This window comes from Streptomyces sp. NBC_01288, assembly GCF_035982055.1.
GTDB lineage: Bacteria > Actinomycetota > Actinomycetes > Streptomycetales > Streptomycetaceae > Streptomyces.
Map to the genome: position 1 here is coordinate 3,976,327 of NZ_CP108427.1, position 24,778 is coordinate 4,001,104.

Sequence of the window (24,778 nt, forward strand, 5' to 3'; positions counted from 1 at the left end):
CGCCGAACTCCCGTCGTCCGCCCGTAGGGCGGGCCGTGCGGCGTCTGGTGCGTGCGATCGCAAGGCGCCGGAGCGTCCTCGTGGCGGAGCCACGTGGGCGGTCCGGCAACGCGGCGAGCGTGCGTGCCAGACGCCGCACGGCAGGCGGGAGTTCGGCGCCCCGGGCCTCGGGGCGCCTGGCTGCAACGATGCACTAAGGGCGTAGTTCTACGGCGTTCCTGCGGGCCGTAACAGAACGGCGGCCTACTTCGTGTTGACGGTGATCTTGCCGTCGATGATGTCCTGCTTGGCCTTGTCCACGGCCGCCACGGCGGCGGTCATGGCCTTGTACTTCGGGTTGGTGTCGGAGAAGCCGACGCCGTCGTTGTCGAGGCCGTAGCGGACCACGCCGGTCTTGGGCTTGCCCTCGTAGACCGACTTCACCAGGTCGTAGACCGCGCCGCCGACGTTCTTGAGCGCCGAGCCGAGGATGGCGTCCTTGTACTTGGCGAGCGCCGCCTGCTCGTACTGGTCGGAGTCCACGCCGATGGCCCAGATGCCCTTGGCCGAGGCCTCGGAGATGACGCCCTGGCCGGAGAGACCGGCGGCGGCGTAGATGACGTCCGCGCCCGCGTCGATCTGGCCGCTCGCCGCGTCCTTGCCCTTGTCGGGGCTGGAGAAGCCGCCCTGCGCCGCGGTCTGCGTCAGGTACTGCGACTCGATCTTGATGCTCGGGTTGACGGACTTGGCGCCCTGGTCGAAGCCGGCTTCGAACTTGTGGATGAGGGGGACGTCCACGCCGCCGACGAAGCCGATGTGGTTCTTCTTGGTCGCCTTGGCCGCGGCGACGCCCGCCAGGTACGAGGACTGCTCCTCGTGGAAGACCAGGTCGGCCACGTTGGAGGCCTTGTCCTGCTCGTCGTCGATGATGCCGAAGGTGATGTTCGGGAACTTCGCCGCGGCCTCCTTGACGGCCGGCGCGTAGGCGAAGCCGACACCGATCACCGGGTTGTAGCCGGCCGTGGCCAGGCTCTCCAGGCGCTGCACCTTGTCCGCGTCGGACTCGTTGTCCTGCGGCTCGATGTCGCGGCCGGAGATCTTGAACTCCTTCTCGGCCTTCTGGAAACCGGCGTACGCGGCGTCGTTGAAGGACTGGTCGCCCTTGCCGCCGACGTCGTAGGCGAGGCCGATGCCCTTGCCGGTGTACTTGCCGGACGAGGACGACGAGGTGTCGCTCGCCTTGTCGGCGTCCTTGCTGGAGCTACCGCAGGCGGTGGCCGCGAGGGCGATGACCGTGACGGCCACCGCTGCTTGGGAGAACTTCGTCCTCCGAGTTGTCTGACGCACAGCAAGCACTCCTTCGTCCTCACGGCACCGTCACCGGACCGCTTCCCCAAGCCGCCGCCTCTGTGGCGATTTCCGCGCACAGTAACGCGCGTAGACGAGGAGGGGAACGGTGTTTCTCCGTGCCGTTACCGGATCGTGCCGCCGCCGCGTTACGTTCACCCGCCGGTGGTTACACCCGGGTGACACAAGGGGACGTAGGGGTACCGAACGGGCGCCCCTACGTCCACCTGAGCCGAGGCGTTCCGCTCAGATCGCGCCGTCGATCAGCGCGGCGGCGGTGAACAGCTCCACGCCGACCGTGATCGCGGACTCGTCGGCGTCGAAGTCGCCCTGGTGGAGGTCCCGCACGGTCCGCTCCCCCGGGGTCCGGACGCCGAGCCGGGCCATGGCGCCGGGCACGTGCTCCAGGTACCAGGAGAAGTCCTCGCCGCCCAGGCTCTGTTCGGTGTCCTCGACGGAGAGCGGGCCGCGGCGCGCGGTCATCGCGTCCCGCAGCAGCTCGGTGACGAGCGCGTCGTTGACGACGGGCGGCACCCCGCGCACATAGGTGATCGCGGACTTGGCCCGGTGCAGCCCGGCGACCTCGTCGATCGCCGCGTGCACGATGTCGGGCGCCTGCCGCCAGGCGTCGAGATCGAGACACCGTACGGTGCCGGACAGCTCGGCGTGCTGCGGGATGACGTTGGGCGCGTGGCCGGACTCGATGCGCCCCCACGTCACGGAGACCCCGCTCCGCGCGTCCATCCTGCGGGAGACGATCGCGGGCACGTCGGTGGCGACGCGGGCGGCGGCGGTCACCAGGTCGGTGGTGAGGTGCGGCCGGGCGGTGTGGCCGCCGGGGCCGTCCAGGGAGACCTCCAGCCGGTCGCAGGCGGAGGTGATGGGGCCGATGCGCAGTCCGATCCGCCCGCTGTCGACCTTGGGGTCGCAGTGCACGGCGATGATCCGGCCGACCCCGTCCAGCACCCCGCACTCGATGGCGTCGGTGGCACCGCCGGGCAGGACCTCCTCGGCGGGCTGGAAGAGCAGCCGTACGGCACGCGGCAGGAGTCCCTGCTCGTGCAGCCGGGCCAGCACGAGACCGGCGCCGAGCACCACGGTGGCGTGGATGTCGTGGCCGCAGGCGTGGGCGCGGTCGGGCACGGTGGAGCGGTACGCGCACTCACTCTTCGTGTCCGGGATGGGCAGGGCGTCGATGTCGGCGCGCAGCGCGAGCATGGGTACGGCGGTGTCGCGGGGTCCGATGTCACAGACGAGCCCGGTGCCCATCGCGAGGACCCGGGGTTCGAGACCGGCCAGTTCAAGCCGCGCCTTGATCGCGGCGGTGGTCCGGAACTCCTGGTTGCCCAGCTCGGGGTGCATGTGCAAGTCCCGCCGGAACGCGACGAGTTCGGCACGCAGGTCCTCCGGCAGGGTGCCCAAAAGCACATTCCCGACGGATTCGACCTCGGACTCTGCCTCGGACTCTGGTGACATCAATTGCTTCACCCTCTGAAGGGTAGGGCGCCCGGGTGGTCAACTGACCCTCGATCAACAAAAGTTCAACCCGTTAGTCGAAGAAAATCTGACCGCCGACCGCATAGCCGCTTGTGGAGATGGGTAAGCTCCTCGCTCCTTCTGGGATACCACGCCTCACCCCAGCACGGCGCGCCCCGTCCGCATCACGGACACGGCCACGGCCACGCAACGTGTCCCTTGGTAGGGTCCGCCGACGTGACCGACCCGAACGCGGCTCCGACCGCGGACTTCATAGAGGCCACCCGCTCCTCCTACGACGCGATCGCCCCCGCGTACAGCGCCGAACACCCCGACGGCCTGGGCGAGGGCCCCGTCGAGACGGGCCTGCTGACCGCCTTCGCCGAACTCGTCCGTACGGCGGCGGCGGGCGAGGCGCAGGTGGCCGATATCGGCAGCGGCCCCGGCTATGTGACCGCACGCCTGAACGCCCTCGGCCTCCAGGCCTTCGGCATCGACATCTCGCCGCACATGGTGGCGCTGGCCCGCGAGGCGCATCCCCAACTCCGGTTCCAGGTCGGCTCGATGACGTCCCTGGACGTACCGGACGCGACCCTCGGCGGCCTGATCGCCCTCTACTCCACGATCCACATCCCGGACGCCGACCTGCCCGGCGTCCTCGCGGAGTTCCACCGGGTCCTACGGCCGGGCGGCTACGTCCTGCTCGCGTTCCAGGCCTCGGAGGGCGAACACATCCACATGACCGAGCGCTACGGCCAGGACATCTCCCTCGACTACTACTTCCGCACCCCGGCCGAGATCACCACGCACCTCACGGAGGCGGGCCTGAGCCTTTACGCGCAGGCCCGCATCGAGCCGCAGGGGCAGCAGAAGTGGGGGCGGGCCTTCGCGCTGGCTCACAAGGCTGCGGCGTCGAGCTTGACCGCATGACACAATCATAGTGTCATTGTGTCATGCTGTACGTGACCCCCTCCCTGGACGACGACGACCTGCGCGCCCTCGACGAGATCGAGACCATGCGCCGCGCCCTCCGACATCTGCTTCGGGCCACTCCCCGCTGGACACGGCAGCTGCGGCGCAACCTCACCGCCCGCGCGATCGCCGGCTCGAACACCATCGAGGGGTACGCCGCGACAGTCGACGACGTGGAAGCCCTCATGTCCGGCGAGGAACCCCTGGAGACCGGGGAACGGACCCGCGCAGAGCTTGAGGGCTACCAGCGGGGCATGACGTACATCCAGGCCCTCGCCGACGCCGGTGACGACTTCCGGTACGACGCCGGGCTGCTCAACGGTCTGCACTTCATGCTCCAGGGTCACCACCTCGACAAGCGTCCCGGCCGCCGGCGCGACGGCCCCGTCTACGTCACGAGCCCCGACGATCCCCTGGTACCCACCTATACCGCGCCCGAACACGAGGAAGTCCCCGTGCTCATGCGGGAGTTCATCGCGTGGCTCAACGAAGGGGACCTCGACGCACCGGTCCATGTGCGCGCTTCCATGGCCCACCTCAACCTCGTCAAGATCCATCCGTGGAAGGACGGCAACGGACGTATGTCCCGCGCCCTGTCCACCCTGGTCTTCTCCCGCGAGGCGCTGATGCCACCGGAGTTCTCCTCGATCGAAGAGTGGCTCGGCCGAGGCCAGAACACCTACGCCTACTACCAGATCCTGGAGGAGGTGGGCGGTCCGCGCTGGAGCCCCGAACGGGACACCCGCCCCTGGATCCGGTTCTGTCTGACCGCTCACCACCGCCAGGCCCAGCAGGCTCAGCGGCGCTTCGACGTGATGTCCCGTGCCTGGACCCATCTGGTCGAGGCCGTCGAAGCGACCGGTCTGGACGAGCGCGTCGTCTACGCCCTCCTGCCCGCTTTCTCCGATGCCAGGGTCCGTCGCACCGTCTACCAGCAGGACGCCGACCTCAGCGATCAGCAAGCCATCCGCGACATCCGCGAACTCGTCGCTCGTGGCTGGCTCGTCCCCCACGGCAAGGCCCGTGGCCGCCACTACGCCCCCGGCCCGCTCATGAACCCCGTCCGGAACGAGGTCCGCCAGTCCTTGGAGCCGTACGCGGACCCTTATCGCCGAGAGCGGTGACCCTCGGGGCCGACGTATCCGTGGCAAAGGGGCCTTCCCTCCTCAACCGCCCTACGCCGCCGTGACCGCCGACAACCGATGCACATCCCGAGCCGTCCCCGTGACCCCCGACAGGAACCCCTGCGCCCTGGGCGAGGCGTTCTCCGTCAGCCACGCGGGGTCGATGTCGCACACCGCGACCCGCACCTCCGTGCCCACCAGCGCCAGCGGCAACGTATGCACCACCGTCGACGGGAAGCTCAGGATCGTACGGCCGATGGGGCCGCGGCGGGCGATCAGTTCCAGGGGGAGGTCCGGGCGGACGATCTCCAGGTCTGTCTCCACCGCCAACCGGTGGAGTTTCTCCGTGCTTTCGCGGCGGTGGGCGAAGTAGCGGGTGGCGCCGTGGGTCTTGGCGAGGGTGGCCACCGCCTCCAGGTAGCGGTCGTTGTCGACCACGCCGGTTTCCACCAGGGACGTGCCGACCAGGTCCGCGCCCTTGGTGATGCGGGGCGGGCCGAAGGTGGCGCGGGTCCAGGCGAAGGCGTTGGCCGTGATCGTGACGCCCTCGGGGGTCGTCTCGATCGGCATCGACGAGAAGATCTCCACCTTGCGGCGGGCGCCGGGGGTCAGGCGGCGGCGGGCCGCCGAGGAGACCGGGGCGAAGATCAGGTCGCGGGGGCCCGGGCGGCCGCCCTTGCGGTGCCAGCGCACCAGGCGTTCGCCGCTGGCGAGCTGGGCGACGAACTCCATCGTCGCGGTGCCGTCGTCGACCACCACCAGCTCGCGTGCCTTGGTGATGGTCAGGAGGAGTTGTACGTAGCGGGAGAACGGGTCTCCCATGACGATCCGGTCCGCCCGGCGGAGGAGCCGGGTGAGGCCGCCGATGGTCTGGAAGGGGGCCAGGGGTCCGCCCCGCGCCTCCTCCCAGCGCACGGTGTGACCCTCGTCGCGGGCGAGGTCGGCCATGCGGCGCAGCTGGCCGCGGGTCATCGGGTCGGTCGGCGACAGGACCACGAGGGTGAGCCCCCCGCCGGATGCCTCCTCGGCCCTGGGCGCACGCAGGTGCGCCCACTCCAGCACGTTCAGAAGCTGTACCGGACTCTCCACGAACGCGAGAGTGTGGGGGGTGAGGCCGGCGGTGCCGGCGTGGGGGCTCATTGTCGTACGACCGTCCCGTGACCGTAAGTGACGCTGGCGCTGGCGCTTGATGGTGCGGACTCGGACTGCTCGGACCGCTCGGACTCAGACCGCGACCGGCTCGCCCGCGGCCGCGGCGATCTCCGCCTCAGCCACCACGCCGTTGACGCGACGCAGCTTCTTCATCGGGCCGAGCTCCGACTCGTAGACCTTCTTGACGCCGTCGCCGAGGGAGGCCTCGATGGTGCGGATGTCGCGGACGAGGCGGGTCAGGCCCTGCGGCTCGACGGAGGCGGCCTGGTCCGAGCCCCACATGGCGCGGTCAAGGGTGATGTGACGCTCGACGAAGGCGGCGCCGAGCGCGACCGCGGCGAGGGTGGTCTGGAGGCCCGTCTCGTGACCGGAGTAGCCGATCGGGACGTTCGGGTACTCGGCCTGGAGGGTGTTGATGACGCGGAGGTTGAGTTCCTCGGCCACCGCCGGGTAGGTCGAAGTGGCGTGGCACATCAGGATGTTGTCGCTGCCGAGGACCTCGACCGCGTGGCGGATCTGCTTCGGCGTCGACATGCCGGTGGAGAGGATGACCGTACGGCCGGTCGCGCGGAGGGAGCGGAGCAGCTCGTCGTCCGTGAGGGACGCGGAGGCGACCTTGTGGGCCGGGACGTCGAACTTCTCCAGGAAGGCGACGGCCTCGGTGTCCCACGGGGAGGCGAACCAGTCGATGTTCTTCGACTTGGCGTAGTCGTCGATCTGGCGGTACTCGTCCTCGCCGAACTCCACGCGGTGGCGGTAGTCGATGTAGGTCATGCGGCCCCAGGGGGTGTCGCGCTCGATGTCCCACTGGTCGCGCGGGGTGCAGATCTCCGGGGTGCGCTTCTGGAACTTGACGGCGTCGCAGCCGGCCTCGGCGGCGGCGTCGATCAGCTTGAAGGCGTTCTCCAGCTCACCGTTGTGGTTGATGCCGATCTCGCCGACGACGTAGACGGGGTGGCCGGGGCCTGCGGTCTTCGAACCGAACTGGCGCAGACGGGAGTTGTTGCTCATGACAGCGGGTTTCCTTACTTGGTGAGGGAATCGAGAGAGGGGCCGAGGATCCAGCTGGCGATCTCTCGGACTGCGCCGTCGCCACCGGGCACGGTGGTGACCGCGCGTGCGGCGCCGCGTACGACGTCGTGGGCGCTCGCGACCGCCACGGGCCAGCCCACGAGGGCGAAGCACGGGAGGTCGTTGACGTCGTTGCCGACGTAGAGCACGCGCTCCGGCGCGATGCCCTGCTCCTCGCACCACTGCTTGAGTGCGAGGTCCTTCCGGTCGATGCCGTGCAGGACCGGGAGTTGGAGCTTCCGGGCCCGGGCGGCGACGACCGGGTTCTGCTCCGAGGACAGGATCAGCATCTTGAGCCCGGTCCTGCGCAGGGCCGCGATGCCGAGGCCGTCTCCGCGGTGCACGGAGACGAACTCCCGTCCGTCGGAATCGATCAGCACCCTGTCGTCGGTCTGGGTGCCGTCGAAGTCGAGTACGACCGCGTCGATGTCGTCGGCGGTCGGGAGCGAACCGGGGCGGTCGGCGTCGAAGAGGGGCGCCAACGCCCTTGCCCTGGCCAGCTCATGGGGGTCGTCGATCTCCAACACCCTTGCGGGGTCGGTCCGGACGAGCTCCGTACGGCCGAAGAAGCGGTGGCCGACCTTGCGGAACCCGGCCGCGTCCATGCCGTAGACCGCGCCGGTCTCCAGGAAGTCCTGGGGGCGGTCCTGGCGGCGCGGGCGGAACGACTTGTCGTGGTTGACGCCGTAACCGCCGCTGGTGACAGGCGGGGTGACGACCTTGGTGGCGCCGCCGACCTCACCGGTGCGGGTCGGCTCGACGACCGTCGTGGCCTCGTCGTCGGCGTCGCGCCACACGAAGCCGTGGAAGGGGGCGACGGTGTGCGCGGTGTCGGCGCCGTTCACGACGATCGCGTTCACGATGCCGTCGACGTCCTCGCGGACGATGAAGGGGCTGGTGCACTGGACGAGGAGGACGACGTCGACCGCGGAGCCGTGCAGCGCCTCGTGGGCGTCCATGGCGTGCAGGACGGCGGCCTCGGAGGTCGCGGTGTCACCGGCGATCGCGGCGGGGCGCAGTACTACCTCGGCGCCGGCCTGGCGGGCGGCGGCGGCGATGGCCTGGTCGTCGGTGGAGACGACCACGTCCGTCACCAGTCGGCTGGCCCGGCACTCACGTACAGCGCGGGCCACCAGCGGTACTCCGCCGACGGGGGCGAGGTTCTTGGCGGGGACGCCCTTGGAGCCGCCGCGCGCGGGGATCACCGCGAGCACCCGACGCACCGAAGCGCCTTGCCCTGCTTGCGAGTTGGACATGGGCTCTACTCCCATGGGATGTGCTCCTTGAGCGGAGGTCTTGGCGTTCGCGGCTCTGGCGTTCACAGCTCCCCCATCCGGCGGATGACGGGCGCCACGCGCTGCACTCCGTGGCGGTAGGCGCCGCGCGCGGCCCGGCGGACGATCTGCCGGACGGGACCGGGCGCCTTGTCCGCGGCCGGGGCGCCGGGCAACGGGGTGCCGTCCGGGCCGAGGTGGTGCCGGGCGAGGATGCCGGGCAGATAGCCGGGGGCGGTCTCGGGCGTGTAGTACGGGGTCAGCGCGGGCATCCCGTCACCGGCCAGCAGCTTGGCGATGCGCTCCCTGGCCGCGTCGAAGGCCGTCTCGTACGACCCCTCGGCGGCGACCCCCTGCCGGGCCACCCACTCGGCGTCCGGCACCGGCTTGTACCCGGCGTCGAGCTGGTCCCAGGAGGCGAGGCACCCGGAGCCAACGAAGTGGTGGTTGCCGAGCCCCTCACGGATGCCGAGGTCGGTCAGCACGACGGTGGGGATACGGCGGTGCAGGGACTCCAGGGCGGCGGTCGAGCTGATGGTCACCAGGAGGTCGGTGCGGTCGAGCACGTCGCCCATGTGCCCGTACACCAGGCTGAAGTTGGCGGGGAGGTCCTTGCCCTGGACCAGCTTCTGGTAGGGCAACTCCTCGATGTGCGTGGTGTGTTCGCCCGGCTTGGAGCGGAGCTTGAGCAGCACCTCGCGGTTCGGGTGGAAACGGGCGTGCTGGATCGCCCTGTTGAGCAGGTAGTCGCGGTCCCGGCGGTTGTCGGGCACCGAGGGCTGCACCGCGAAGACGACCGTGTACGGGTCGTGTTCACCGGTGTAGGCGTCCCCGCCGAGGAACGGCAGGGCCACCTCGGTCACCGCCGAGGAGTCGGCGCCGACCCCGTCGTAGACCGCCGTGAAACGGTCCGCGTCCTGGCGGGAGTTGGCGAGGACGAGGTCCGCGCCGTGCCGCAGCAGGAGGCCGTCGGTGAGCTTCTCGTAGACGACACCGACGTAACCGGTGACGACCACAGGGCGCTTGGCGCGTCCGTGCCAGGCGCGGGCCAGTCCGTGCAGCATCGCCTGGACCCCGCCGCCGACGAGGGAGAGCACGAGGATGTCGTACTGGTCTTCGGGGCCTCTCTCCATGGCACGCAGGAACTCGACGGCGGTCACCTCGCGGAGGGAGTCGGCGGTGACGCCGACTTCCTTCAGCTGGCGGGCTGTTGGGGTGGCACGACCCCGCAGGAGGTACCCGTCCAGAGAGATGTCCGAATTCGGCGGAGCAATACGGTTCGCGGTGAGCGAACCCCATTTCCACCGGGTGTCGGAATCCGCGAGAACGGCGACTCGCAGGGTCTGCGTTGCACTTGCTGGCACACCGAAGACGCTAGGAAGCCATTCCGTTGATCGGCCCAACCCGAAGGCAACAAACGGTTAACAGCACACCGCTGAATGGCGAATCAGGGCGTGGTGGGGGTGTAAAAATTCCTGGTTCACAGGTTCGCCACGTGGCGTTCACCCGACATCAAACCAATGGTAAAGACCGATGCCGGAGCGCCCTCTAACGTCATGCGGGTGGTCAAGCTCTCCGTCATCGTGCCGTTCTACAACGTGCAGCAATACGCGCCCGACACCCTGAAGAGCCTGCGTGCGAACACACGGGAGGACTTCGAATTCATCTTCGTCGACGACTGTTCGACCGACGAGACACCTGACATTCTCTCGCGCGCGGAGCGGGAGTTGCCAGGCGTCGTGCATGTCAGACACCAGAAGAACGGAGGGCTGGCGACCGCCCGCAACACCGGCATCGACGCGGCACGTGGCGAGTATCTGACGTTTCTGGACGGCGACGACTGGCTCGCCCCGGACTACTTCCCGCGACTGCTGGCCGCCATCGAGGAACTCGGCTGCGACTTCGTGCGCACCGACCACGTGGTGTGCACGGCGAAGGCCCGCTCGATCGCCCGGGTCCCGCAGGGCCGGCGTGGTGTGGTGCTGAACCCGCGGGACGCGATCCTGCCCGCCGACCGCTCCACGTCCGTGGACTACGCCTACGCCTGGGCGGGCATCTACCACCGCAGACTCGTCGACCGGGGCCTGCTGCACTTCACCGACGGGCTGCGCACGGCCGAGGACCGGCCGTGGATCTGGAAGCTGCACCGGGAGGCGGAGTCCTTCGCCACGGTGGGGCTGCTCGGGGTGTTCTACCGGCGCGGGGTCGCCTCGTCGCTGACCCAGATCGGGGACGTCCGGCAGCTCGATTTCATTCGTGCGTTCGACCAGGTAATCGAGGAAACGGCGGCTGACCGCGACGCCGATAAACTGCTGCCGAAAGCGGTGCGCACCTATTGCGCGATCATGGCTCATCATCTCGGATCGATCGAGAGGTTCGAACCCGCCGTGGCTCGAAAACTGCGTTCACTGAGTTCCGCCGCGCTGAAGCGCATGCCCCAGGATGTTCTGGCGGAGGTAATGGACTCGATGGACCCCCAGCGCGCGAGCCGGCTGCGGCGTCTGCGCCGCCGTCCCACCTCGGCGCGGACGGTGGCCGCCTGATGCCCCGCACCACCCAGATCCTGTGCGCGTCGACCCTGTACGGCGCCGCGACGCTGGCCGCCGCCCTGGACGCCGGGCTCCTCGGCGAGGCCGACCGCAGGCTGCTGCTGATCACCAACAACGCGGCGAACCCGGAGACCACCCCGTCGGTCGACACCATGCCGGGCTTCGACCGGCTCCGGGACCGCTTCGACGACGTGCTGTCGTGGAACGAGACCATCTCCCCCTTCCACCCGAGCGGTTGGAGCCCCCGGGGCGACGACGTCCCGATGTGGGAGCGGTACGTACGGCTGCTGTGGCGGCTCGGCGACGACGAGATCCGGCTCGCCGTGGAGTCCGTCCAGGTCAATCCGTCGCTCGCGCTGTGCCAGCTGTTCACCGGCGCCCCGGTCGACGTCTACGCGGACGGCCTCATAAGCTACGGCCCCACGCGCGACAAGATCGACCCGCTGGTCGGCACCCGCATCGAGCGGCTGCTGCACCTCGATCTCGTCCCGGGCCTCACCCCGCTGCTCCTCACCGAGTTCGGCGTCCCGCCCGAGCTGGTACCAACGGAGGCCTTCCTCAAGGTACTTGGCGAACTCGCCGAGTCCGAGGAGGAGTTGCCGGCCGTGACGGGCCAACCCGCCCTGCTCCTCGGCCAGTACCTCGCCGCGCTCGGCATCCTCACCGACCAGCAGGAGGAGGAGCTGCACCTGCGCATGGTGCGCGGCGCGGTGGCACTCGGCCACCGCGAGCTGGTGTTCAAACCGCACCCCGTGGCACCCTCCCGCTGGTCGCGCCTCCTGGAGGACGAGGCGACCAAGCTGGGGGCCCAACTCACCCTGCTGGACCGCCCGGTGCTCGCCGAGGTCGCCTTCCAGCGGATGCGCCCCGCCCTGGTCGTCGGCTGCTTCTCCACCGCGCTGTTCACCGCGGCCGGCCTGTACGACATCCCGGTCGCACGGGTCGGCACGGACACCCTGCTGGCCCGGCTCGCGCCCTACCAGAACAGCAACCGGGTGCCGCTGACCATCGTGGACGACGTGCTGCCCGACCTCGCCGACAAGCAGGCGGTGACGGAGTGGCGGATGCCGTCGCCGGAGCGCGTGGCCGAACTGGCCGGACTCCTCAAGGCGGTCGGCTTCGCGATGCAGCCCAGGATCTACCCGCGGCTGCGCGAGGACGCCGAGCGCTATCTCTCGGCCCACCTGAACCCGCACACCTGGCGCTACTTCAAACGCCGCCGCCTGACCGCGCTGGCACTGCCCGGCGCCGTACCGGCACAACTGTCCTTCATTCCGCGCAATCAGACGGTCCGGCGCATCGCACGTCGCGCCCGTGCTTTCTCCGGCCGTTAGCGTCCATTCAAATTGTTCATCCGGGCGACATGTGGGGGACCCCTGTGTGTCGCCGGTGAATCGCCTTTCATCCGTCGAACGTTCGTAGCGTCACATCGTTCCCCTGCGGAACAGCCATTCGACGTCGGCGAGAAAGGCCCAGGATGAACGCGGTTGACCAGGCCCTGGCACCCACCCTGCGGGGCCAGGACCCTGGGCAGGAACCGGAGCAGCCATCCGTCGCCCCGTCCCGCCCGCCCCGGGAGAACCGGCTGCGGGCCCTGGACGGGCTGCGGCTGCTGGCCGCGCTGATGGTGTGCCTATACCACTTCACCGGCAAGAACGGTGAGGTGGCCTCCTCCTGGCACCAGTCCCCCGGGAAGATGTTCCCGACCCTGTCCGAGGCGGGGACCTACGGCTCGCTCGGGGTGCAGTTCTTCTTCCTCATCAGCGGCTTCGTGATCTGCATGAGCAGCTGGGGCAAGTCGATGGGCGAGTTCTTCCGCTCCCGCATCGCCCGCCTGTACCCGGCGTACTGGGTGGCCCTGATCCTGGTGGGCACCGCGTCGGTGCTGATGCCGGTGGTCGTCAAGCCGCTGCGCTCGGACGAGTTCCTGGTCAACTTCACGATGCTCCAGCAGCCGATGGGCGTGCCGAGGGTCATCGGCGTGGACTGGACGCTCTGGGTGGAGATGCGGTTCTACCTGTTCTTCGCGCTGTTCGTGATCTGGAAGGGCGTCACCTACCGCCGGGTGGTGACCTTCTGCATCCTGTGGACGATGGCCGGCTGCTTCGCCCGGGTCGCCGACAACCCGCTGACGACCGAGCTGGTGATGCGCGACCACGCCCCGTACTTCATCGGCGGCCTCGCCTTCTACCTGATCTACCGCTACGGCAGCGACCTGTTGCTGTGGGGCATCGTGGGGATGTCCTTCCTGCTGGGTCAGCGCTACTCGGTGACGGCGCTGTGGCACCCGGGCATGACCGGCGACTTCCACCGCAACCCGCATGTCATCCAGGCGATCGTCCTCGTCGCCTTCGCGGCGGTCGCGGCGGTGGCGCTGGGCTGGACGAGCTGGGCGAACTGGAGCTGGCTGACGCTGGCGGGCGCGCTGACGTACCCGTTCTATCTGATCCACGAGCACCTGGGCTGGTTCGCGATCCGCGTCCTGCACCGGGGCTTCGGGCTCGGCCCGTACGAGACGCTGGCGCTGACCGTGCCGGGGCTGCTGTGCCTGGCGTATCTGATGCACCGCTTCGTCGAGAAGCCGTTCGGGCCACGGCTGAAGCGCACGATGTCGCTCCAGTCGAAGCAGCTGGCGGCGAGGCTCGGGAAGTAGCCCGTCCCTGAAACGCCTCAGGTGCCCCCCGACATGGCCGGGGGGCACCTGTTGTCCGTTCAGGCCTGCGCGGCCCGGATACGGCGCACCACGCGCCGTACGGTCGGGTTGCGGCGCAGCGACTCCGCGCGGACCGCGCTGCCGCCGGGCAGGCGGAGGCTGGTCAGGCGGCGCCGCTTGAAGTACTGCGGGTACTCGTCGAGGTGGACGGCGAGCCAGGCGGTCACCTCGTCGCGCATCCCGTGGTGCTTGAGTGCCTGCATGCAGTAGCCGACGGCCCGCACCAGCGGCGCCAACTGCTCGGCCAGGGCGCCCAGTTCGAGCGGCTGCCCGACCTTGTCCCGCTCCGCGTCCGGCAGGATCGCGTCGATCACGGTGAGCGGGATGCGGTTGCTGTTCTCGTACGGCGTGATGCGTTCGAGGAGCAGTCCGGTGCCGACGCGGGCGACGGGGATGTCGTAGAGGGCGGCGGCCGTCATCAGGGCCGTGGAGAAGCAGCCGATGACCAACTGCGGGCGGAGGTGGGCGAAGACGGTCTCGGCGAGGACCGGCTCGCGCAACACCGTGAGGCGGACGCCTAGTTGGTCGGCGGTCTGCTCAAGTGACGTGCTGTAGACGGCGGGTGCGCTGGGGTGGGGCTTGAACAGGACGTCCTGGTGGCCCGCCTTCGCGGCGGCGCGCAGCATGCGGACGTGCAGGTGCTCCTCCTCGTCCTGGGTGATCAGGTCGATGGCGGAGAGGTACTGGCCGAGCATCACGGCCGTCGGCCTGTTCGTCTCGGGCAGCCGGTCGGCGAGGATCGAGGCGCCCTCCTCGCCGATCTGGGCGAGGACGTCGACGATCGCCTCGTTCGGGATGGGCTGCGGCTCGACGCCGTACTCGGAGAGCAGCATCGGCCGCAGTCCGGGTATCAGGTCGAGGTGCAGGACGCGCGCGATGCGGCTGTTGAGGTTGTGCGGGATGCGGTTGCGGGTGGGGCCGTAGCTCATCAGGCCGTCCGCGTACACGTGCACCTTGCTGTCGGCGAAGATGTCGGCGACCGCGCGGGAGGGGTTGGCCTGGATGGACTCGCAGGCGATCTCCACGTCCTCGTCACCGAGGTTCCAGGCGAGGCGTACGGCCTTCTCCCACAGGGCGGTGTCCTGGGCGCGCGGGGACCAACCGGCCGGGTGGAAGGGGGAGATGAACTCGTTCCACGAGCGGACCTCGTCGAACTCGGGGCGCAGCTTCTCGAAGCCGGGCATCCGGTCCAGCGGGGTGCCGACCTCGGGCACGGCGGCGGTGTTGCTGACGACCAGGATGCGGCGGTGGGCCGTGCGCGGGCCGAAGAAGCCGGCGCGGATCGCGGCGGTGACGGTCGCGGCGGCGTACTGCGTGGCCGAGAAGAAGATCTGTGTCGTGCCGCTCATGCCGCGACTCCCTTCATGCCGCCGCGGATGCGCCGCAGCGTGTGGACGCGTTCCTCGCCCATGCCGACGAGTGCTTCGTTGAGTTCGGTCTCCGTCATCCGGCCGAGCGCCTCGGCGGCCATCTGCCGCAGTTTGGCGTGCACGCTGCGCTCGAACCGGCCCCGGTCCAGGAGCTGGTGGGCGATGACGACGCAGTAGTTGCGCAGCGCCTTCTTCCTCAGTTTCGCAGCTTCCGGGTCGTCGGCGAGTTCGGCGAGGACCAGGTCGAAGGAGCGGAAGAAGTCCAGCTGGCGGACGTCGCCGATCTGGGTCAGCGAACCGGCCAGGCCCCGGCGGTAGAAGACCCCGCGCAGGCTGGCGGCGACGTAGGACTCGGCCTTGCGGTGCAGTTCCCAGATCCAGGGGCGGTCCTCGGCGGTGCGCAGGCCGTCGTGGAAGCGCAGCAGGCCGCGGTCGAGGAGGCGGCGGTGGTAGACGCCGGCCCAGGCGTACGGGTAGTCGACCATCGTCGTGTCGTCGACGGGGAGGATCGAGCTGCGCGGGTCGAGCGGGGTGTGCCGGCGGCCCTCCGGGGAGCGCTGGATGGCGCGCTCGACGCCGGTGACGGTGACGTGGTCGGTGCGCACGAAGTCGACGTCGAAGCGCTGGATGACGTCGACCAGGTCGGCGAGATAGCCGGGCGCGAGCCAGTCGTCGCCGTCGAGGAACGTGAGGTAGCGGCCTGCGGCCTCGTCGATCCCGGTGTTGCGGGCGGTGGCCAGGCCGCCGTTCTTCTCGTGCCGGATCACCCTGCTGTTCGGGAGCCGCTTCGTCAGCTCCAGGAGAGCCTCGTAGGTCTTGTCCTTGGTCGAGCGGTCCTCGACGAACAGGAACTCGAACTCGTCCCGCGCGTTGTTGATCAGGCTGGTCACCGTTTCCGGGACATAGGCCTCGATGTTGTAGCAAGGGACGATCACGGACAGTGTCGGGGGGCGGTTGGTCACGCGTACACCTGGGCTCTCTCCGGGGCGGATTCTTGTGACCGTAGGAGATGTTCGAGCCCGGATATCAACCCTGCCGGGGCCAGCAGGTGAACGTGAAGTTACGGGCCGCCCTCCATTTACAAATTGCCGCTCAAAAGCACATCCCGAACACCCGCTCGACGATCCAACGTTCGAAAGGAACGACTGATCGATCCGGGGGGTACGTGATCAGAACGGTATTTCGGAGCGAGGACCTGCCACCGGCCGACCGACTGGCCGCCTTCGACACATTCCTGCACACCTGCGACCCCCCGATGCGCGTGACGAGCACGCCACCGCACCGGTTCCGGGCCACGGCCCGCACCCGCGACCTCGGCCCGGTCCGCATCCTGGAGCTGACCTGCTCCCCGGCCGTCATCCGCCGCACCACCCGCCTGATCCACCGCTCCGACCCCGCCGTGTGCGCGGTGGTCTTCCCCCTACGGGGCACCCTCACGGTCTCCCAGGCGGGCCACGAGGCCCTCCTGCACGGCCAGGACTTCACCTTCTACGACAGCTCCCGCCCCCTCCGCCTGCGGATCACGAGCCCGGAACCCGCGACCCTGCTGCGGGTCCACGTCCCCTGGACCCTGCTGCCGCTCCCGGCCCGCCGCGCCGACCGCCTGCTCGGCACCCGATTACCCGCCCAGGAGGGACTGGGCGCCCTGCTCACCCACTTCCTCACCGACCTGGCCGCCGAGACGTGCGCCTACCCGGCGGCCGACGAGACCCGGGTGAGCGCGGTCGCCCTGGACCTGCTGGCGGCGACCCTCATCCACCACCTCGACGGCCCGCCCGAACCTCCCGAGCCCGAGCTGCCCGCGCGGATCGCGTCCTACGTCCTGGAGCACGTCGCCGACCCCGAGCTGACCCCGCGCACCGTGGCCGCCGCCCACCACATCTCCGTCAGCTATCTGCACCGCCTCTTCCGGACCCGCGACACCACGGTCACCGCGCTGATCCGCCACGGCCGTCTGGAACGGGCCCGCCGCGACCTCGCCGACCGGCGCCTGCGGGAGACCCCGGTGCACCGCATCGCCGCCCGCTGGGGCTTCCGGGACCACTCCGCCTTCACCCGGGCGTTCCGCACGGCCTACGGCGTAGCGCCGCGGGAGTACCGCGAGACCCGTACCGAATGACCGCACACCCAGGGGGAGTTCATGACCGGACGACTCGTCAGACTAGGTGCGATGCCGGTGTGGTCGGCGGCCTTCCAGCCGCTGGAACTACGCCGGGCCGCCCGCTCCACCCGGAAGACCGGCGTGGACCACTATCGCCTCGCGCTCCTCCTTGAGGGGGAGGCGGTCATCACCTGCGGCCGACGCGAAACGCCCCTGCGCGCGGGCGACTTCTACTGCGACGACGGCCTACGACCGCACGAGATCCGCACCGGCCCGATCAGGGCCGTCGGCGCCGTCGTCCCGGAGGCGCTGCTGCCGCTGCCCCGGGACAACGCCCACCGGATGCTCGGCCACCGCATCCCGGGCCGCGACCTCATGGCCCCGCTGCTCGCCCGCTTCCTCACCCAGGTCATGGAACACACCGGCACCTACCGCCCCGCCGACGGACCCCGGCTGGCCACGGTCCTGAGCAGCCTGGTCGCCGCCCTGCTGGCCCGCGCCGCCGAACCCGACCCCTGTCCGCCGCTGGGACCCCGGGCGCCGCTGACCCCGCTCATCATGGCGTTCATCCAACAGCGCCTGGAGGAACCGGAGTTGACCCCGCAGAGCGTCGCTGCCGCGCACAGCATCTCGCTCAGCTATCTGCACCGGCTCTTCGAGGACGAGAGCGAGACCGTCGCCGCGTTCATCCGCCGCAGGCGCCTGGAGCGCGCCCGCTTCGACCTCGCCGACCCGGCCCAGGCCGGCACCCCCGTGCACGCCGTCGCGGCCCGCTGGGGCTTCGCCCGCGCCACCGACTTCGCGCGCGCCTTCCGCGCCGCGTACGGGATTCCGCCGGGCGACTTCCGCAAGCACTCCCACGGTTCCTGTGGACGCATTGCCACATGAGTGTGCTCTGTGCGCCAACGCCCCAACTGCCCCTTCCGGGGAGGCTGTTGATCAGGACGACCGCTCCACTTCCAACTCTCCGAAAGAGGTTGCAGTGAAGAAACTCCGTCTTGCCGCAGTCGGCGCCGTGGGCGCCCTCGCCGCGAGCGCCGGGCTGATGTTCCCGGCCACGGCCCAAGCCGCGCCCACGTACTGGCAGTTCCAGAACGCCGGGTTCGGGACCTGCCTGACGGCCGGGGACACCGGGACGGCGTTCGCCACGTCGTGCGTCGGGAGCAATCGCCAGCAGTGGGACTTCGTCGGCGCTTCCGGCACCTTCGCGCAGGTCAGGAACCGTGAGACCGGCACCTGTCTGACGACCGACAACAAGACGACCGTCAACGCCGTCTGGATGAGCACCTGCAACGGCGCCACCGGCCAGTGGTGGTGGTACCAGGGCGACAGCGGGCACTTCTTCGACGATCTCGGCTCGGCCGGCGAGGGATACCTGAGGACGAGCACCGTCAAGGACGCGGTCTACGCCACCGACAACAACCAGTCGACGATTCCCTCCTCCTACTACGTCTGGTACGGCACCCACAACTGACCCTCACCTGACCCCGGACCACACCTCCACCCCCGCCACGACTACGGCCAGCCCCTCCTCGAAGTGCCGGCCGTAGTCCTCGAAGATCTCCGCGCCCGCCGCGGCCGACAGAGGGAAGTCGGCCATCAGGCGGGCGCGTTCGTCTACGTCGTACCCCTCGCGGCGCTCGTCCGGCAGCGGCTTGACGCCCTGTTCCTCGCTGACGAAACCGATCGTGAAGAGGTACGACGTCGAGGTCGCGCGGACCGCCTGGGCGAGGGTGAAGCCCGCCTCGGTGAACAGGCGCAGGGTGTTCTCCATCTCCACGGCGTGCAGCGTGCCGGTGAAACGGGAGCCGCTGAAGACCTTGGCGCCGTCGCGATAGCCGAGCAGCGCGTCGCGGAGTCCTCGGTTGGACTTCAGCAGCCGCTCCTGCCAGGTGTCCTCGGGGGCGAGCCGGGCGTCGGCCACCATCCGCCGGTACATCTCCGTCGCCATCTCGTCGAGCAGCGCCTGTTTGTCCTTGAAGTGCCAGTACAGCGCGGGCGCCTTGACGTCCAGCTCCTTGGCGATGGCACGCAGGGACAGCCCGTCGAGGCCGACCTCGTTCAGCAGCTTCAGGGCCGTGTCCGCGACGCGCTTGCGGTCGAGGGGGGTGCGTCGTTCCGTACTCACGCTTGACAGCTTAACAGCGTTAAGGGCACCCTGATGGCCGTAGCCACTTAACAGCGTTAAGGAGACTGGGATCATGGCGGAACAGGTGGACGTACTGATCGTCGGCGCGGGCCCGACCGGCCTCACCCTCGGCATCGACCTCGCCCGGCGTGGCGTGGACGCGCTGGTCGTGGAGAAGGCGGACGTGCTGTTCCCCGGCTCGCGCGGCAAGGGCATCCAGTCGCGCACGATGGAGGTCTTCGACGACCTCGGCGTGATCGACGCGATCCTCGCGCAGGGCGGCGCCTACCCGGTCGGTGCGGTCTGGCAGGACGGCCGGAAGGTCGGCGAGCACCAGATGTTCGACCCGTCCGAGACGGACCCCGACACCCCGTACGGCACCACGTGGATGGTGCCGCAGTGGCGCACCCAGGAGATCCTTCTCGCCCGGCTGACGGAGTTGGGCGGGACGGTGGCCTTCGGACGCGAGGTCACCGGCTTCGTCCAGGACGAGACGGGGGTGAGCGTCGAGTTCGCCTCCGGTACGGCCGTCCGCGCCCGGTACGTCGTGGCCGCCGACGGCGGTCGCTCGGTCGTACGCCGGACCCTGGGGATCGGCATGACCGGCGAGACGGTCGATCCGAACCCGCTGCTGGTGGCGGACACCCGGATCACCGGCCTGGACCGCGACAACGTGCACGTCTTCCCGCCGCGCGGCGACGACGGCTTCCTCGCGGTCTTCCCGCTGGCCGGCACCGAGGACTTCCAGGTCATCGCCCAGTTCCCGGAGGGCACCGACGTCGACCTCTCGCTCGACGGCATCCGCAAGACCGTGGCCGGCCGCACCCACCTCGCCCCCGAGGACGTGACCGAACTCCGCTGGGCCTCGGACTTCCGCCCCCGGGCGGCCCTCGCCGACCGCTTCCGGCAGGGCCGGGTCTTCCTCGCCGGGGACGCGGCGCACGTCCACTCACCGGCCGGCGGCCAGGGCCTCAACACCAGCGTCCAGGACGCCTACAACCTGGGCTGGAAGCTGGGCGCGGTGCTGCGCGGCGAGGCGCCCGCGAGCCTGCTCGACACCTACGAGGAGGAGCGGCTCCCCAACGCCGCCGAGATGCTCGGCCTGTCCACCAAGGTCCACCGGGGCGAGGTCCGCCGCGGCGAGGCGACCCGCCAACTGGGCATCGACTACCGGGAGTCGAGCCTCACGACGGAGACCCGGGCAGCGGGAGAAGGGATCCGCGCCGGTGACCGCGCCCCAACCCGGACCGTCGCGGGCGTACGCCTCCTCGACGCCTTCCGGGGCCCGCACTGGACCCTCCTCGCGCTGGGCACGAAGGCACCGGCGAGCGCGGCGACCGGTGACAGCGACGCCGTACGCGTCGTGGAGGGCCCGGCTGCCGAGACGTACGGAACGGGCCTCTTCCTGGTCCGCCCCGACGGCTACGTCGGCTGGGCGGGCGACACGGACGAGGGCCTGGCCAAGTACGCAGAACGCTTCAACCTCGGCCTGCCGAACGGCAGTTAGACCGAGCTGGCCAGTGACAGCTTCAGCGCGAAGCCCAGGAACAGCGCCCCCGCCGCCGAGGTGGCCCCCGCCGCGAGCCGCCTGCGGCGGCGGAAGGCCGTCGCCAGCCGGGTCCCGCTGAAGATCAGGGCACTGAGGTACAGGAAGCTCGCCAGCTGCGCGAAGGCGCCGAGCACGACGAACGACAGGGCGGGATAGGCGTACCCCGGGTCGACGAACTGCACGAAGAAGGCGACGAAGAACAGGATCGCCTTCGGGTTGAAGAGGCTCACGACGAAGGCACGGCGGTACGGCCGCTCCTCCGCCGCCTCCGCGACGGGCGCCGGTTCCATCGCCGCCCGCTCCTTGCGGCTGCGCCACATCGCCCACGCGGCCCGCAGCATCCCGAACGCCAGCCAGGTCAGATACCCGGCCCCCGCGTACTTCACGATCCCGAACAGCACGGCGTTGGCCTGCAACAGCGAGGCGACCCCGGCCGCGGAGAGCGTCATCAGCACGGTGTCCCCGCACCAGACACCGGCGGCGGCCGTGTACCCGGCCCGGGTGCCGCGCCGGGCGGCGACCGAGAGGACGTACAGCGAGTTGGGCCCGGGCAGCAGGACGATCAGGACCAGGCCGGCGAGGTAGGTGGGGAGGTCTATGACACCGAGCATGAGAACGAGTGTCGCATGCGCCGGACGCCGTTCGCGGCCCCTTTTCCGGGGGTACGTGTCCGAGGTACGAGGCCGGTGAGACGACGGGGGTCCGCGATGCGTACTACGGGTATGGGGAGGCGTACTACGGGCAGGGCGAAAGCGATCGCCGCCGCGGTGGCCCTGTCGGCACTGGTGGCGGTGTGCGGCTGCACGGTGCAGGGCACCGACGCGGACGGCGGGCACCATCTGCCCGTCCGCATCAAGCTTCCCGGCAGCAGTGGCAGTAGCGGCACCGGTGGCAGCGGTGACGGGAAATCCTCCGCCTCCCCGAGCACCGGCCGCGCCGCGAACGTCCTCTGGTCGCGCGGGGACAGCGGCGGGGACGTGCGCGAACTACAGGCGCGGCTACGGCAGGTCGACTGGCTCTTCGACGGGCCGACCGGGACCTACGACGACCTCACCGAGCAGGCCGTCGCGGGTTTCCAGGGCAAGCGCGGGCTGCCGAGGACGGGCGAGACCGACAGCGTCACCTGGCAGCGGCTGCTGAAGATGACGCACGAGCCGGGCAAGTGGGACCTGTACCTGATGGGCGGCCAGCCGGCCGGCGCCCCCGACCCGCGCTGTCTCACCGGCCGGGTGCTGTGCATCGACAAGACGAGCCGGACCCTGCGCTGGATGATCGACGGGCGGACGGTGTCGACGATGTCGGTGCGGTTCGGCGCGCAGTACACCCCGACCCGCGACGGTGTGTTCCAGGTCTACTGGAAGGCCCGGAACTGGGTGTCCACGCTCTACCACTCCCCCATGCCGTACGCGATGTTCTTCAGCGGCGGCCAGGCGGTGCACTACTCGTACGACTTCTCGATGCGGGGTTACGCGGGCGGCTCGCACGGCTGCGTCAACGTACGGGACGAGGCGGCGATCGCGAGTCTCTTCGCGCAGGTACGGACCGGCGACAAGGTCGTCGTCTACCAGTAGGTGTATGAGGCGCGGGCGGGACCGGGGGAACGTGTCCCACCCGCGCCGTGTGCACGAGCCGTAGGTACGGGGGGAACCCCGGCTCTGTGCGTTGGCCGATGACCAGTCGGCTCACTCAGTACTGCGCCACGACGGCCGGAAATGTCACACCTGCCGCGAAGAAATTTCCACGAGCCACGAAAGCGCAGGTCAGCGGCGTGCGATCGGTTCAGAGCACGCCGTACGTCAGAGCACGCTGTACGTCGGGCTCGGCGCCGGGGTCTGCCGGGTGTCGGTGGTGTGCGACGGGACCGGGGTGGACGGCGACTGGTGCCGGGCGAGCGGGGTGAAGACCGTGGGGCCGGAGGTGGAGGCGCCGTTGTTCTGGTAACCGCCGCCACCGCCGTTACCGCCACCGCTGCCGCCATTGCCGCCGCCCGGGGCGACCGGGGCGATGTTCCCGCCGCTGCCGCCGACCTGACCGCCGGCCTGCTCGTCCGAACCGTTCTGGTCGCCGCCCTGACCGCCGGCGTTCTGCCCGTTGCTGTTACCGCTGCCACTGCCGTTGCCGCCACCCTTGCCGCCGGCGTTCTTGTCGTCCGTGTCGGTTCCGGTGCCGGTGTGCTGGAGGAGACCCTTGCAGTACGTCCACACATGGGACGTGCCGCCCGCCGCGCCCTCCAGGGTCCGCTTGCGGCCGGGGGCCAGGGGCTTGCCGTCGCGCACGGCACGGCAGGACGAGGTGACGCCCTTCCACCAGCCGCCGGAGCCGAAGGACTTGTCGTCACCGGTACCGGCGGAGGGCGTGGGGTTCGTGCCGCTGCCGGCCGCCTCGCCGGAGGAGTCGTCGGAACCGCCGCCCGTCGTGGGCGTGCCCGGGCCGCCGGTGCCGCTCGGCGAGGGCGAGACGAGCGTGCGGTCGGGCGGTGTCACGGCGGCGGAGATGGAGGAGGCGGGTGTCGGGTCGTCGTGGAACGGCGTCGGCAGGGCTCCCGTGCCGACCGCGGCCGCGACGCCGCCGAGCATGCCGACGGCGAGCGCGGCGGTCAGGCCGACCCGTACGGGTCTTCCCCAGCGTGGCCCCGGGACGGTCGCGGCGGGCCGTCCGAGCCGGACGAGACCGGCGTCGGAGGACGCACCGCGGCCGCGCCGGCCGAGGACGGACCGCTCGACATCGTTGCCGGTGCGCGCGGCCCTGAAGGCGGCCAACGCGGCTTCCTCGCCCGGGAGTTCGACCTTGGTCTGCGAGGGTTCCACGGACAGCGCGCCGAGGGTTCTGGCGAGCCGCTCGGCCTGGGCGCGGGCGGCCGGGTCGACGGCTTCCGGGGACTCGCCGCGCAGCAGCAGTTCGGCGGTCTCACGGTCCAGCCATCGGCCGGGGGTCCGAGGGGTGTCCCCCGGAAAAGCAGAGCGCTCGTCGGCCATCACATGTCCTTCTGCGTCCGCGCGCGCGTATGCGTCACAGTGGCGGACGTCACCGCGCGGTCGCGCGGGTCTCGCTGGGGCGGCAGGGCGTCGAGGGCCGCGGCCGATTCCGGGTCGCCGCCGAGCAGCTCCGCCAGCCGTTTCAGCCCGCGGTGCGCGGCCGTGCGGACGGCGCCGGGCCGCTTGCCGAGGGTCTCCGCGGCGGTCTTGGCGTCGAGGCCCATGACCACCCGCAGGACGACGGCCTCGGCCTGGTCCTGCGGGAGTTGGGCGATGAGGGAGAGGGTGTTGTCGGTGGCCAGGGCCTCGATGGCCTCGCCGGCGGTGTCGGACTCGGCGGCGCGGCCGGTGAGTTCGGTCTCGTCGCCGCCTATCGCGGGGCGGCGGCCGCGCATCCGTATGTGGTCCAGGGCGCGGTTGCGGGCGATCCGGGCGGCCCACCCCCGGAACCGGTCCGCGTCCCCACTGAACCGGTCCAGGTCCCGGGCTATCTGGAGCCAGGCCTCGGACGCGACATCCTCGGCGTCCGGATCGCCGACCAGCGTCCGTACGTATCCGAGCAACCGTGGGTGCACCGTGCGGTACACAGTCCGGAACGCGGTCTCGTCCCCGTCCTGTGCCGCAAGCACCGCGGCGGTCAGCTCCGCGTCGTCCCCCAGCACGTGGTCCCTCGAATGGTGTTGGTCGCGTCCGCACTCCGGCGCGAAAGGCACGTTACGACCTGAAACTGTTCCTCGTCCATGTCCGTACAAGACGCAACTACTTGGTTCGGGCCCCCGGTGTGACAGAAAACGCACTCCCGGCGCTGTAAAAAGTACGGGCCGCCGCGCGGCCCGTACAGCGCGACGGCCGGGGCCTCTCCTGTGGGGGGTGGCGGCCCCGGCCGTCTCCGCGGTGCACGGCTCTGACTTGCGACGGTGCAGGACATTCGCGACCGACGTGACGCGGCCGGTGGCGAGGGCGACCGGGCACTCGGCGGATCCACGGGATCGCGGGAT

The 24,778-nt window shown here is 70.2% G+C and carries 22 protein-coding genes; 10 read left to right on the forward strand and 12 right to left on the reverse strand.

Annotated elements, in window-relative coordinates; all coding sequences use genetic code 11:
• Positions 1-243: 243 nt before the first annotated feature.
• Positions 244-1,284, reverse strand: coding sequence for a BMP family lipoprotein (locus tag OG194_RS17265; protein ID WP_327407109.1), 1,041 nt, complete (start codon positions 1,282-1,284; stop codon positions 244-246).
• Between the two features lie 288 nt (positions 1,285-1,572).
• Positions 1,573-2,802, reverse strand: coding sequence for an amidohydrolase (locus OG194_RS17270; protein WP_327401745.1), 1,230 nt, complete (start codon positions 2,800-2,802; stop codon positions 1,573-1,575).
• A gap of 237 nt (positions 2,803-3,039) precedes the next feature.
• On the opposite strand from OG194_RS17270, the gene OG194_RS17275 reads away from it, so the two are divergent.
• On the forward strand, positions 3,040-3,732 hold the full coding sequence (locus OG194_RS17275; protein ID WP_327401746.1) for a class I SAM-dependent methyltransferase: 693 nt from the start codon (positions 3,040-3,042) through the stop codon (positions 3,730-3,732).
• 23 nt (positions 3,733-3,755) lie between these two features.
• Positions 3,756-4,898: a Fic family protein gene (locus OG194_RS17280; protein WP_327401747.1), complete on the forward strand. Its 1,143-nt coding sequence runs from the start codon at positions 3,756-3,758 to the stop codon at positions 4,896-4,898.
• Positions 4,899-4,949: 51 nt separating this feature from the next.
• On the opposite strand, the gene OG194_RS17285 is transcribed toward OG194_RS17280, so the two are convergent.
• The 4 genes from OG194_RS17285 to OG194_RS17300 all read right to left on the reverse strand — a co-directional run bounded on the left by OG194_RS17285 (position 4,950) and on the right by OG194_RS17300 (position 9,759).
• Positions 4,950-6,038: a hypothetical protein gene (locus OG194_RS17285; RefSeq protein ID WP_327401748.1), complete on the reverse strand. Its 1,089-nt coding sequence runs from the start codon at positions 6,036-6,038 to the stop codon at positions 4,950-4,952.
• Positions 6,039-6,122: 84 nt separating this feature from the next.
• Positions 6,123-7,061 carry an N-acetylneuraminate synthase family protein gene (locus OG194_RS17290; RefSeq protein ID WP_327401749.1) on the reverse strand — a complete coding sequence of 313 codons (939 nt, stop codon included), beginning with the start codon at positions 7,059-7,061 and terminating at the stop codon, positions 6,123-6,125.
• 14 nt (positions 7,062-7,075) lie between these two features.
• Positions 7,076-8,377 (reverse strand): N-acylneuraminate cytidylyltransferase, encoded by a 1,302-nt coding sequence (locus OG194_RS17295; RefSeq protein ID WP_327407110.1) that lies wholly within the window; start codon positions 8,375-8,377, stop codon positions 7,076-7,078.
• 62 nt (positions 8,378-8,439) lie between these two features.
• Positions 8,440-9,759, reverse strand: coding sequence for a DUF6716 putative glycosyltransferase (locus OG194_RS17300; protein ID WP_327401750.1), 1,320 nt, complete (start codon positions 9,757-9,759; stop codon positions 8,440-8,442).
• Positions 9,760-9,957: 198 nt separating this feature from the next.
• Here OG194_RS17300 and OG194_RS17305 point away from each other — a divergent pair, with 198 nt between their 5' ends.
• From OG194_RS17305 to OG194_RS17315, 3 genes are all read left to right on the forward strand, one after another.
• Positions 9,958-10,938 carry a glycosyltransferase family 2 protein gene (locus tag OG194_RS17305; RefSeq protein ID WP_327401751.1) on the forward strand — a complete coding sequence of 327 codons (981 nt, stop codon included), beginning with the start codon at positions 9,958-9,960 and terminating at the stop codon, positions 10,936-10,938.
• Positions 10,938-12,278 (forward strand): polysialyltransferase family glycosyltransferase, encoded by a 1,341-nt coding sequence (locus OG194_RS17310; RefSeq protein ID WP_327401752.1) that lies wholly within the window; start codon positions 10,938-10,940, stop codon positions 12,276-12,278. Before OG194_RS17305 ends, OG194_RS17310 begins: the two co-directional genes overlap by 1 nt.
• A gap of 143 nt (positions 12,279-12,421) precedes the next feature.
• The gene (locus tag OG194_RS17315; protein ID WP_327401753.1) at positions 12,422-13,597 is read left to right on the forward strand and encodes an acyltransferase family protein; all 1,176 of its coding nucleotides are present in this window, start codon (positions 12,422-12,424) and stop codon (positions 13,595-13,597) included.
• A 59-nt stretch (positions 13,598-13,656) separates the two neighbouring features.
• Here the strand turns inward: OG194_RS17315 and OG194_RS17320 are convergent, their stop codons facing one another.
• Together OG194_RS17320 and OG194_RS17325 are read right to left on the reverse strand one after the other, a co-directional pair.
• Positions 13,657-15,006, reverse strand: coding sequence for a polysialyltransferase family glycosyltransferase (locus OG194_RS17320; RefSeq protein WP_327401754.1), 1,350 nt, complete (start codon positions 15,004-15,006; stop codon positions 13,657-13,659).
• Positions 15,003-15,989, reverse strand: a complete 987-nt coding sequence (locus OG194_RS17325; RefSeq protein ID WP_327401755.1) for a glycosyltransferase family 2 protein — start codon at positions 15,987-15,989, stop codon at positions 15,003-15,005. Before OG194_RS17325 ends, OG194_RS17320 begins: the two co-directional genes overlap by 4 nt.
• Positions 15,990-16,192: 203 nt before the next feature.
• On the opposite strand from OG194_RS17325, the gene OG194_RS17330 reads away from it, so the two are divergent.
• From OG194_RS17330 to OG194_RS17340, 3 genes are all read left to right on the forward strand, one after another.
• Positions 16,193-17,146 (forward strand): helix-turn-helix domain-containing protein, encoded by a 954-nt coding sequence (locus OG194_RS17330; RefSeq protein WP_327401756.1) that lies wholly within the window; start codon positions 16,193-16,195, stop codon positions 17,144-17,146.
• A 21-nt stretch (positions 17,147-17,167) separates the two neighbouring features.
• The gene (locus tag OG194_RS17335) at positions 17,168-18,016 is read left to right on the forward strand and encodes a helix-turn-helix domain-containing protein (RefSeq protein ID WP_327401757.1); all 849 of its coding nucleotides are present in this window, start codon (positions 17,168-17,170) and stop codon (positions 18,014-18,016) included.
• A 94-nt stretch (positions 18,017-18,110) separates the two neighbouring features.
• The gene (locus OG194_RS17340) at positions 18,111-18,602 is read left to right on the forward strand and encodes an RICIN domain-containing protein (RefSeq protein ID WP_327401758.1); all 492 of its coding nucleotides are present in this window, start codon (positions 18,111-18,113) and stop codon (positions 18,600-18,602) included.
• Positions 18,603-18,605: 3 nt separating this feature from the next.
• Here the strand turns inward: OG194_RS17340 and OG194_RS17345 are convergent, their stop codons facing one another.
• On the reverse strand, positions 18,606-19,256 hold the full coding sequence (locus tag OG194_RS17345) for a TetR/AcrR family transcriptional regulator C-terminal domain-containing protein (protein WP_327401759.1): 651 nt from the start codon (positions 19,254-19,256) through the stop codon (positions 18,606-18,608).
• A 73-nt stretch (positions 19,257-19,329) separates the two neighbouring features.
• Here OG194_RS17345 and OG194_RS17350 point away from each other — a divergent pair, with 73 nt between their 5' ends.
• Positions 19,330-20,763, forward strand: a complete 1,434-nt coding sequence (locus OG194_RS17350) for an FAD-dependent oxidoreductase (RefSeq protein WP_327401760.1) — start codon at positions 19,330-19,332, stop codon at positions 20,761-20,763.
• Here OG194_RS17350 and leuE read toward each other — a convergent pair.
• Positions 20,760-21,416 (reverse strand): leucine efflux protein LeuE, encoded by a 657-nt coding sequence (gene leuE / locus OG194_RS17355; RefSeq protein ID WP_327401761.1) that lies wholly within the window; start codon positions 21,414-21,416, stop codon positions 20,760-20,762. The two genes, OG194_RS17350 and leuE, sit on opposite strands and share 4 nt — an antisense overlap.
• 111 nt (positions 21,417-21,527) lie before the next feature.
• On the opposite strand from leuE, the gene OG194_RS17360 reads away from it, so the two are divergent.
• Complete coding sequence (locus tag OG194_RS17360; RefSeq protein ID WP_442811579.1) at positions 21,528-22,376, forward strand: L,D-transpeptidase family protein; 849 nt, start codon at positions 21,528-21,530, stop codon at positions 22,374-22,376.
• Between the two features lie 225 nt (positions 22,377-22,601).
• Here the strand turns inward: OG194_RS17360 and OG194_RS17365 are convergent, their stop codons facing one another.
• Together OG194_RS17365 and OG194_RS17370 are read right to left on the reverse strand one after the other, a co-directional pair.
• On the reverse strand, positions 22,602-23,780 hold the full coding sequence (locus tag OG194_RS17365) for a hypothetical protein (RefSeq protein WP_327401763.1): 1,179 nt from the start codon (positions 23,778-23,780) through the stop codon (positions 22,602-22,604).
• On the reverse strand, positions 23,780-24,442 hold the full coding sequence (locus OG194_RS17370) for an RNA polymerase sigma factor (protein ID WP_327407111.1): 663 nt from the start codon (positions 24,440-24,442) through the stop codon (positions 23,780-23,782). The genes OG194_RS17365 and OG194_RS17370 overlap by 1 nt, the downstream gene beginning before the upstream one ends.
• Positions 24,443-24,778 lie beyond the last annotated feature (336 nt).

Coding starts and splice junctions, on each gene's coding strand:
- OG194_RS17350 (WP_327401760.1), top strand. CDS start 19,330: ATGGCGGAACAGGTGGACGTACTGATCGTCGGCGCGGGCCCGACCGGC.
- OG194_RS17285 (WP_327401748.1), bottom strand. CDS start 6,038: ATGAGCCCCCACGCCGGCACCGCCGGCCTCACCCCCCACACTCTCGCG.
- leuE (WP_327401761.1), bottom strand. CDS start 21,416: ATGCTCGGTGTCATAGACCTCCCCACCTACCTCGCCGGCCTGGTCCTG.
- OG194_RS17360 (WP_442811579.1), top strand. CDS start 21,528: ATGGGGAGGCGTACTACGGGCAGGGCGAAAGCGATCGCCGCCGCGGTG.
- OG194_RS17315 (WP_327401753.1), top strand. CDS start 12,422: ATGAACGCGGTTGACCAGGCCCTGGCACCCACCCTGCGGGGCCAGGAC.
- OG194_RS17310 (WP_327401752.1), top strand. CDS start 10,938: ATGCCCCGCACCACCCAGATCCTGTGCGCGTCGACCCTGTACGGCGCC.
- OG194_RS17335 (WP_327401757.1), top strand. CDS start 17,168: ATGACCGGACGACTCGTCAGACTAGGTGCGATGCCGGTGTGGTCGGCG.
- OG194_RS17295 (WP_327407110.1), bottom strand. CDS start 8,377: ATGTCCAACTCGCAAGCAGGGCAAGGCGCTTCGGTGCGTCGGGTGCTC.
- OG194_RS17365 (WP_327401763.1), bottom strand. CDS start 23,780: ATGGCCGACGAGCGCTCTGCTTTTCCGGGGGACACCCCTCGGACCCCC.
- OG194_RS17290 (WP_327401749.1), bottom strand. CDS start 7,061: ATGAGCAACAACTCCCGTCTGCGCCAGTTCGGTTCGAAGACCGCAGGC.
- OG194_RS17270 (WP_327401745.1), bottom strand. CDS start 2,802: ATGTCACCAGAGTCCGAGGCAGAGTCCGAGGTCGAATCCGTCGGGAAT.
- OG194_RS17280 (WP_327401747.1), top strand. CDS start 3,756: ATGCTGTACGTGACCCCCTCCCTGGACGACGACGACCTGCGCGCCCTC.
- OG194_RS17320 (WP_327401754.1), bottom strand. CDS start 15,006: ATGAGCGGCACGACACAGATCTTCTTCTCGGCCACGCAGTACGCCGCC.